The organism is Nonomuraea sp. NPDC048826 (genome assembly GCF_043198225.1).
Taxonomy (GTDB): domain Bacteria; phylum Actinomycetota; class Actinomycetes; order Streptosporangiales; family Streptosporangiaceae; genus Nonomuraea.
In genome coordinates, this window is record NZ_JBICUQ010000019.1 from 18,352 (window position 1) to 27,514 (window position 9,163).

The 9,163-nt window shown below is 72.2% G+C and carries 6 protein-coding genes; 4 read left to right on the forward strand and 2 right to left on the reverse strand.

Annotated features, from left to right (window positions below; all coding sequences use genetic code 11):
- Window positions 1-76 precede the first annotated feature (76 nt).
- Genes ACGFI7_RS41470 through ACGFI7_RS41480 form a run of 3 tightly spaced genes read left to right on the forward strand, consistent with a single transcriptional unit; the run spans window position 77 to window position 3,382 of the window.
- Window positions 77-1,681 (forward strand): acyl-CoA carboxylase subunit beta, encoded by a 1,605-nt coding sequence (locus ACGFI7_RS41470; RefSeq protein ID WP_393415268.1) that lies wholly within the window; start codon window positions 77-79, stop codon window positions 1,679-1,681.
- Between the two features lie 20 nt (window positions 1,682-1,701).
- The gene (locus tag ACGFI7_RS41475; RefSeq protein WP_393415271.1) at window positions 1,702-2,463 is read left to right on the forward strand and encodes a thioesterase II family protein; all 762 of its coding nucleotides are present in this window, start codon (window positions 1,702-1,704) and stop codon (window positions 2,461-2,463) included.
- Between the two features lie 19 nt (window positions 2,464-2,482).
- Complete coding sequence (locus tag ACGFI7_RS41480) at window positions 2,483-3,382, forward strand: proline iminopeptidase-family hydrolase (RefSeq protein ID WP_393415274.1); 900 nt, start codon at window positions 2,483-2,485, stop codon at window positions 3,380-3,382.
- An 8-nt stretch (window positions 3,383-3,390) separates the two neighbouring features.
- Here ACGFI7_RS41480 and ACGFI7_RS41485 read toward each other — a convergent pair whose 3' ends face one another.
- On the reverse strand, window positions 3,391-4,620 hold the full coding sequence (locus tag ACGFI7_RS41485) for a nucleotide disphospho-sugar-binding domain-containing protein (protein WP_393415283.1): 1,230 nt from the start codon (window positions 4,618-4,620) through the stop codon (window positions 3,391-3,393).
- Between the two features lie 240 nt (window positions 4,621-4,860).
- Here ACGFI7_RS41485 and ACGFI7_RS41490 point away from each other — a divergent pair, with 240 nt between their 5' ends.
- Entirely contained in the window at window positions 4,861-6,057 is a 1,197-nt protein-coding gene (locus tag ACGFI7_RS41490; protein ID WP_393415277.1) for a cytochrome P450, read from the forward strand.
- 19 nt (window positions 6,058-6,076) lie between these two features.
- Here the strand turns inward: ACGFI7_RS41490 and ACGFI7_RS41495 are convergent.
- Window positions 6,077-9,163, reverse strand: a 3,087-nt coding sequence (locus ACGFI7_RS41495; RefSeq protein ID WP_393415280.1) for an SDR family NAD(P)-dependent oxidoreductase, incomplete at its 5' end; no start/stop codon positions are given.

The following is a 9,163-nucleotide window of genomic DNA, read 5'->3' on the forward strand; positions in this document are numbered from 1 at the left end:
TGATGCCGCCCGGTTGTGCGGTTTCCGGCGTTACTCGATGTCACGATTCTCTTTGACGCAGGAAAGTGATGGCAGCATGAGCGTGGACGATCACCAGGCCGCCGCCGGACCGCCGGGACCGGCTGCGTCCTCGGAGATGTGGTCGGCCGTCACCGAGCTGCGGACGATCAAGGAAGCGGCGGCCCGGGGGCCGTCCACGCGCGCCACGGCGCAGCAGCGCGGGAAGGGCAAGCTCACCGTGCACGAGCGGCTGGAGCTGCTCTTCGACGCGGGCACCTTCCACGAGATCGAGCGGCTGCGCCGGCATCGCGCCACCGGCTTCGGGCTGGAGGATCGCCGCCCGCACACCGACGGCGTCGTGACCGGGTGGGGCGAGGTGCTGGGGCGCAAGGTGTTCGCCTACGCCCACGACTTCCGGATCTTCGGCGGGGCCCTGGGCGAGTCGCATGCCGAGAAGATCCACAAGATCATGGACATGGCGGAGTCGGCGGGAGCGCCGCTGGTGTGCCTCAACGACGGCGCGGGGGCGCGCATCCAGGAGGGCGTCTCCGCCCTGGCCGGCTACGGCGGCATCTTCCGGCGCAACGTCCGCTCCTCCGGGGTCATCCCGCAGATCAGCGTGATGCTGGGGCCGTGCGCCGGCGGGGCGGCCTACTCCCCCGCGCTGACCGACTTCGTGTTCATGGTGCGCGACATCTCCCAGGTGTACATCACCGGGCCGGACGTGGTCCGCGCCGTGACCGGTGAGGAGATCACGCATGAGGAGCTGGGCGGCGCGGACGTGCACGCCCGATCGTCCGGCGTGGCGACGGTCGTCTGCGCCGACGAGGCCGAGTGCCTGGGCAAGGTGCGGCTGCTGCTGTCGATGCTGCCGTCGAACAATCGGGAGCTGCCGCCGGTCGCGGAGACGGACGACCCGCCGGACCGGCGCGTCGAGGCGCTGCTCGACCTGGTGCCGGCCAAGCTCGGCAAGCCGTACGACATGCGGGCGGTCATCAGGGAGATCGTCGACGCGGGTACCATGTTCGAGCTGCACGCCAAGTGGGCCACCAACATCGTCTGCGCGCTGGCCCGTCTCGGCGGCCGGGTGGTCGGCATCGTGGCCAGCCAGCCGGCGGCGAAGGCGGGCGTGATCGACATCCACGCCTCCGACAAGGCCGCGCGCTTCGTCCAGACCTGCGACGCCTTCAACATCCCGCTCGTCAGCCTGGTGGACGTGCCGGGATTCATGCCGGGGCGTCGCCAGGAGCATGACGGCATCATCAGGCACGGCGCCAAGCTCCTCTACGCCTACTGCGACGCCACGGTCCCGCGCATCCAGGTGATCCTGCGCAAGGCGTACGGGGGCGCGTACATCGTCATGGACTCCCGGTCGATCGGCGCCGACCTGTCGCTGGCCTGGCCGACCAACGAGATCGCGGTCATGGGCGCCGAGGCGGCGGCCGGCGTGGTCTTCCGCCGGGAGATCGCCGCGGCGGAGGATCCGGAGGCCGCCCGCACCAGGCTCATCAAGCAGTATCGCCAGGAGCTGATGCACCCGTACCACGCGGCCGAGCGCGGGCTGGTGGACGACGTCATCGATCCGGCCGACACCCGGTCGATCCTCGTGGACGCCCTGGCCACGCTGGTCGGCAAGCAGGCGGCCCGGCCGTCGCGCAAGCACGGCAACCCTCCGATGTGACGCCTATGCGAAGGACGGACATGGCAGCAGCTCCCACGCGGACGGGCGAGTGGATCCGTCGGTTCCATCCCGCGCCGGACGCGGCCCGCCTGGTGTGCCTGCCGCACGCGGGCGGCTCGGCCACGTTCTTCTTCGCGATGTCCAGGGACCTGTCGCCCGCGGTCGAGGTGCTCGCGGTGCAGTATCCAGGGCGGCAGGACCGGCGGTCGGAGCCGTGCGTCGACGACATCCGGGTGCTGGCCGATCACGTCGCCGACGAGCTCAGGCCGTGGCTGGACCGGCCGATCGCGCTGTTCGGGCACAGCATGGGCGCGGCCGTCGCCTTCGAGGTGGCGATGCGGCTGGAGCGGATCGGGGTCACGCCCGTCATGCTGTTCGCGTCCGGTTCCCGTGCCCCCAGCTGCGGCCGCCGGGAGCGGATCCACCTGCGCGACGACACGGGGCTGCTCAAGGAGCTCGCCTCTCTCAGCGGCACCAGCGCGCAGGTCCTCGACGACGAGGAGATCATGCGTACGGTGCTGCCCGTGCTGCGCAACGACTACCGCGCCATCGAGACCTACCGCTACCGTCCCGTGCCGCCGCTGCGCTCCCCCGTCATGGCGATCACCGGGGAGGACGACCCGCAGGTCACGCTCGAGGAGGCCCAGTCGTGGAGCCGCCACACCACCGGCGGGTTCGCGCTGCGGACCTTCCCGGGCGGGCATTTCTACCTCACCTCCCACGGGGCCGAGGTTCGAGGCCTGATCACGCGTCACCTCGGCGGCGGCGCGGAGACCGACTGACAAAGGACGGAGGGCCGCCGTGACCCTGGCGGCGAGCGCCAAGGGCACCGTGCCCTTCGGCGAGCACAAGACCTGGTACCGCGTCACCGGAGACCTGCGCGGCGGCCGGCCCGCCCTGGTGGTCCTGCACGGCGGGCCGGGGAGCACGCACGACTACCTCACGAACCTGGCCGGCCTGTCCGGGCTCGGCTGGCCGGTGGTCCACTACGACCAGATCGGCAACGGCGGGTCGACCCACCTGCCCGGCCGGGACCCCGGCTTCTGGACCGTGCGGCTGTTCCTGGACGAGCTGGCCAACCTGCTCGAACAGCTCGCGATCGCCGACGACTACGTGCTGCTCGGGCACTCGTGGGGCGGGGTGCTCGCGGCCGAGCACGCCGCGACCGCGCCCTCCGGGCTGCGCGGGCTGATCCTCGCCAACTCGCCCGCCTCCTACCCGATGTGGCTCAAGGAGCTCGACGTCCTGCGGTCGCTGCTGCCGCCCGGCGTCGACGAGACGCTGCGCCGCCACGAGGCCGCCGGCACCACGGACTCGGACGAGTACGCGCAGGCCGTGCGGGTCTTCTACAGCAGGCATCTGTGCAGGCTGCAGCCGTGGCCGCGGGAGATGCTCGCCTCGTTCTACGAGGTCTACAACGACCCCACGGTGTACTTCACGATGAACGGCCCCAGCGACTTCCACGTCATCGGCACCCTGCGCGACTGGTCGGTGATCGACCGGTGCCCTGACGTGACCGCGCCCACCCTCGTGATCTCGGGCAGGCATGACGAGGTGACGGAGGCGTCGGTGCGGCCGTTCGTGGAGCTGATCCCGGACACGCGCCGGGAGGTCTTCGAGAAGTCGAGCCACGTGCCCCACCTGGAGGAGCCGGAGCGCTTCAGGGAGGTCGTCGCCGGTTTCCTGCGTTCCCTCGCGTAGCCGCCCGGTCAGCCCGCCAGCGCCTCCAGCTCCGGCACGATGTCCGCCAGGGTCCTCGTGGCCAGCATCTCGCGCCGCACCTCGGCGGCGCACGCGGCGAACGACGGATCGCCGATCAGGCGCCCGACCCCCTCGCACACCGAGTCCGCCGTGAGGTCCTCCAGGTCCAGGAGCAGGCCGTACCCGCGTTTCTGCTGCGCCAGCGCGGAGACCCGCTCGCTCCACGTGGTGCCGGGGACGATGAGCTGCGGCACCCCGTTGACCACGGCGTTGCCGATGGTGGCCCCGCCGCCCTGGTGCACGATGGCCGAGCAGGTGGCCAGCGCCTCGTTCATCGGGATGAAGTCGACCGCCCGCAGGTTGCCGGGCAGCTTGGGGACGGCCGCGATCTGGCCGGCGTCGAGTGTGGCGATCACCTCGGCGTCGAGCCGGCCGAGCCCCTCGATCAGCGCGGCCACGGACGCCTCCTCCCGGCCGTGCACCTGGCGGTTCGACACCCCCAGCGTCAGGCACACGCGGGGCCGCTCGGGCTCCTGCACGACCCAGGACGGCACCGGCAGCGGGCGGTTCACCGGTACGAACTGGGCGGGGATGTAAGGAACGTCCAGGTCGTACCGGATGCATGAGGGTGAGGGATCGATCGTGGCCATGCCGTACCGGAGAGTGTCGTCGAAGGCGCGGCCGTGGCGTGCGAGCCACCCGGACATCCACTCCACGAGCGGGTCGGGGATCTCCGGCCGCCGCTCGCGCAGGGCCCGGTGCTGGAACCCGAGCCGGGCCGTCTGGTCGGCCGCGTAGAGCATCCGGACGTGCGCGGCCCCCACGGCCGCGGCCACGAGGGGACCGGCGTACATCATCGGGTCCCACACCACCAGATCGGGCCGCCACTGCCGCGCGAAGTGCAGCATCTCGGTCAGCAGCCGGTCGGGGGACGTCCACTGGAAGACCTTCGTCCAGTGCTGGTAGACCTCGCTGATGTAGGCGTCGGTGTAGCGCTCGGGCCGGGACTCCGAGAGCTTGTGCTCGCCTTCCAGGTCGTCGCCGGCGAACCGGCGCTGCCGCGCGATGTCCAGGTCGTCGCCGAACCACATCGCCTCCAGGCCGGTCTCGAGGAACGACTCGATCTCGGCCGGGTTGCGCGGCCCGGCGTAGACGACCTCGTGCCCGGCGGCGCGCAGCGCCCAGCCCACGGGAGCCATGCTGTAGATGTGCGTTCTGGTGGGAAAGACGACCAGCATGACGCGCACGGTCTCTCCTGACGTCGGCTACGTCGGCCGAAACAGAGCGGCCTCTTTGCGAGAGTAATGCAGCCGGTCGGCGCGGATAACGCCCCGGAATCCAGGTTAGGGGTGCCCGCCCCATAAGGGCTGGCGCGGCATATGGCCGGCGCATTGAATAGAGAATGCGACACATATGGCCGGGCCCGCTCCGATCGTTTCCGTCGCGGCCCCGAGTCGTCCGGCACCAGGAGGCCCGTGATGAGCGTCTACGCACGCGTGCGCGACTATCCGTTCGAGATGCGCGACATCGGCGTCTCCCCCTTGTACGCGCAACTGCGCCGGGTCGAACCGATGAGCCGGGTGCAGATGCCGTTCGGCGAGCCGGCCTGGCTGGCCACCCGTTACGCCGACGTCAAGCTGATCCTGACGGATCCCCGGTTCAGCCGCGCCATCGCCCAGGGCCTGGACCAGCCGCGGCTGCGCCGGCAGTTGATCGACGACGGCATCATGGGCATGGATCCGCCCGACCACACGCGGCTGCGCCGGCTGGTGTCCAAGGCGTTCACCGCGCGCCGGCTGGAGAAGATGCGGGAGAGCGTCAGAGCGCTCGCCACCCAGCTGGCCGGCGCCATGGTCGAGCAGGGGCCTCCGGCCGACGTGGTGGAGGACTTCGCGCGGCTGTTGCCGACCAATGTCATCTGCGAGCTGCTCGGGGTGCCCTTCGAGGACCGGCACATCTTCCGCAAGTGGACCGAGGGCGTCACCAACGACGAGACCGCGAAGGCGGATGTGATCTTCGACCTCGGGGCCGAGCTGGACGACTACGTGGCCGGGCTGATCGTCCAGCGGCGCGAGGAGCCGACCGACGACCTGCTCGGCGCGCTGGTGTACGCCCGCGACAACGGCAACAAGCTGGACGACGCCGAACTCGTCATGCTGGCCGGATCCGCGCTGCTGACCGGGGGCGTGGAGACGGTCGCCGCGGCGTTGCCCAGCTTCGTCTACACCCTTCTCACCCGGCCGCACCTGCTCGAACAACTGCGGGCCAAGCCTGAGCTGCTCGAGTCGGCGGTGGAGGAGCTCCTGCGCTACGTGCCCATCAACACCTCGGCCATGTTCGCCAGGTACAGCCTGGAGGACGTGTGGTTCGGCGACACCCTGGTGCGCACGGGAGACCCCGTCCTCGCCGCCCTGCACGCCGCCAACCGCGACCCGGAGATCTTCGAGGATCCCGAGACCATCGACTTCACCCGGGCGCACAACCCGCACCTGACGTTCGGCCATGGCGCCCACCATTGCATCGGCGCGCAGCTGGCCCGGCTTGAGCTCCAGGAGTCCCTGCGGGCGCTTCTCCAGCACATGCCCGACCTGCGGCTCGCCGACGGCCCGGAGGGGGTCACGTGGAAGTACGGCGTGATCGTACGAGGCCCCACGCTGCTGCGCGTCACCTGGTGAACCCGGGCCCGGCAGGAGGCTAGTCGAGCTCCTTGTCGAGCACCGCGAACAACTCGTCGTCGGTGATGTCGTCGGTGATGGCGTCGTCGATCGCGTCGTCCGGCGCGGCGGATCCGTTGCGCAGGCGCCTGAGCAGGACCTCCAGCCGTCCGGTGACGGCCGCCCGGTCGGCGTCCGTCGCGTCCAGCACGTTCTGCAGGCGCTCGATCTCGGCCAGCGCGCGCGCCGTGTGATCGTCGGCTCCGTCCGCGCCGAACTCCTCCGCGAGCTTCCCGGCGATCGCCGTCACGTTCGGGTAGTCGAAGACCAGCGTCGCGGGCAGCCGCAGCCCGGTCGCGGCGCCGAGAGCGTTGCGCAGCTCCACCGCGGCCAGCGAGTCGAACCCGAGCTCGTTGAAGGCCCGGCCGGCGTCGACCGCCCCGGGATCCTGATAGCCCAGGACCGCGGCGACCTGTCCGCTGACCAGCGCCATCAGGAACTCCTCGCGGTCGTCCGGGGCCAGGTCCGCCAGGCGGCGGGCCAGGTCCTGCGTCGCGGGGACGCGCCCGGCGGAGGGCCGCGGCGCCAGGTCGCGCAGCATCGCGGGCGCCTCGTCCGCCCGCGCGCGCAGCGTGGCCAGGTCGAGCCGGATCGGCAGCACCGACGCGTCCTCGGCGGCGAGGGCCGCGTCGAACAACGCGAGCGCCTCGTCCACCGTCAGCGGGGGCATGCCGAGCCGCCGCATCCGCTGCCGCCCCGCCTCGTCGAGTTCGGCGGCCATGCCGTACTGCTCCTCCCACAGCCCCCAGCCCAGCGAGAGCGCGGGCAGACCGTGGGCGCGGCGATGGGCGGCGAGCTGGTCGAGGAAGACGTTGCCCACGGCGTAGTTGCCCTGGCCCGCGGCCAGGACGGTGCTGGCCGCCGAGGAGAACAGGATGAACGCGGACAGGTCGGTGGTGAGTTCGTGCAGGTTCCAGGCCGCGTCCACCTTGGACCGCAGGACGGCCGCGACGCTCCGCGGCGAGAGGGAGGTGACGACGGCGTTGTCGATCACGCCCGCGGCGTGGATCACCGACCGCACCGGGTGCTCGGCCAGGAGCGCCGCCAGCGCGGTCCGGTCGGCCACGTCGCAGGCGGCGATCGTCACGTCGGCGCCCATCTCCTCCAGCGAGGCCCGGATCTGACCGGCGCGCGGGGCTTCCGGCCCGCTGCGGGAGACGAGGACCAGGTTCCGCACGCCGTGCCGGGTGACCAGGTGACGGGCGACGAGGGCGCCGAGGCCGCCGGTGCCGCCGGTGATCAGCACCGGTCCTTCGATCCGCGCGGCATCGGCGAAGGCGTCCACCCTCGTCAGGCGCGGGACCCGGAGCTCGGAGCCGTGCACGACGACCTCCGGCTCGCCCGTCTCCACCGCACCGGCGAGGAGGCCGGGGCTCACCGGCGAGGCGTCCACCCCGTGGACCAGGACGATACGGCCCGGGTGCTCGGCCTGGGCGGCGCGGACGAGGCCGGCCAGCGGTGTCTGGCTCAGGTGGTCGCCGAGGGTGAGCACCAGGGTGGAGGCGGTCCATCGGGCGTCGGTCAGCCACCCGTTCAGCAGCCTCAGCAGGTCGAGCGTCGCGTCGTGGACCGCCGCGGGGATCGCGCCGTCGCGGGCCCGGCAGTGGTGGGTCACGACGTCGGGGAGCGGCTCGGGGATCGTGTCCAGGCTCGGGTGGACGGGGTGTCCGAGAGCGAGCGGGTCGTCGCCGACGGTCGCCCACCTTCTGCCTGCCGGGGCCGGGGCGGTGACGGTGACGGTGGTCACCCGGTAGAGCGACCGCGGCTCGGCGGACAGGTGCCCGGCGGCGAGCGGGCGGACGGCCAGGCCGGTCACCTCCAGGAGGAGGCGGCCCGCCGGGTCGGCCACGGTCATGGACGTGGCCGTGGAGGTCGTGGGGTCCGAATCCGCCGAGATGCGCACCCGTACCCGAGAGCCGGCGTCGGCGCGCGCGGTCACGCCCGTCCACGCGAAGGGGACGAGGGGTTCGGCGCCGGGCCCGCCCAGGAGGACGGGATGCCAGCAGGCGTCCAGCAGCGCCGGGTGGACGGCGAAACCCGTCGTGTCGGCGTCGTCGGGCAGCGCCACCTCGGCGAAGATCTCGTCGCCGCGCCGCCAGGCCGCCCGCATGCCTCTGAACCAGGGGCCGTAGGCGTAGCCGCGGCCGGCCAGCTCGTCGTAGGCGCCGCCCACCTCGATCGGCTCGGCGTCACGCGGCGGCCAGGCCACCAGGTCGAGGTCAACGGGCGCCGGTGCGGCGGACCGCGCCAAGAACCCCGTCGCGTGGCGGCGCCACTCCCCGCCGTCGGGCCGTGAGTGCACGCGCACGGGTCTGCGGCCCGAGTCGTCGGGTTCCCCGACGTCGACCTGTACGACCGCGCCCTGGTCGGTGACCGTCAGGGGCGCTTCGAGCGCGAGTTCGTCGATCGTGCCCCAGCCGGCCTCGCGCCCGGCGCGCAGCACGAGCTCGACCAGGCCGGTGCCCGGCAGCAGGACGACGCCGTGCACGGCGTGGTCCGCCAGCCAGGGGTGGCGGTGCGGCGACAACCGGCCGGTCATGGTCAGGGTGTCGGCGCCGGGCGCGGTGACGACCGTGGTGAGCACGGGGTGACCGGTGGAGTCCTGACCGGCGGCGGGGTCGGGGGACATCCAGTAGCGGCGGCGGGCGAAGGTCGAGGTGGGCAGGTCCACGGGCGCGGCCTCGGGGAGCACGTGCGCCCAGTCGACGCCGACGCCCCGGGCCCACGCCTGGGCGAGCGCGGCGGTCAGCGTCTCGATCTCGTCGCGTTCGCGCCGCATGGTGGGGATGAACGCCGCGGCGGGGTCGCGCACGCACTCGGGGCCCATCGCGCAGAGCGCCGCGTCCGGCCCGATCTCCAGGTACGTGGTGACGCCGCGGTTCTCCATCTCCCTGACCAGGTCCATGAACCGGACCGGCTCGCGTACCTGAGTCACCCAGTAGCCGGCCGTCGACGGGTCGCCGGTGGTGATGCACGGCAGCCCCGGCGCCGCGAAGTCGATCCCCTCCAACGCCTTACCGAAGTCGGCCAGCATCGGCTCCATCAACCCCGAATGGAACGCATGCGA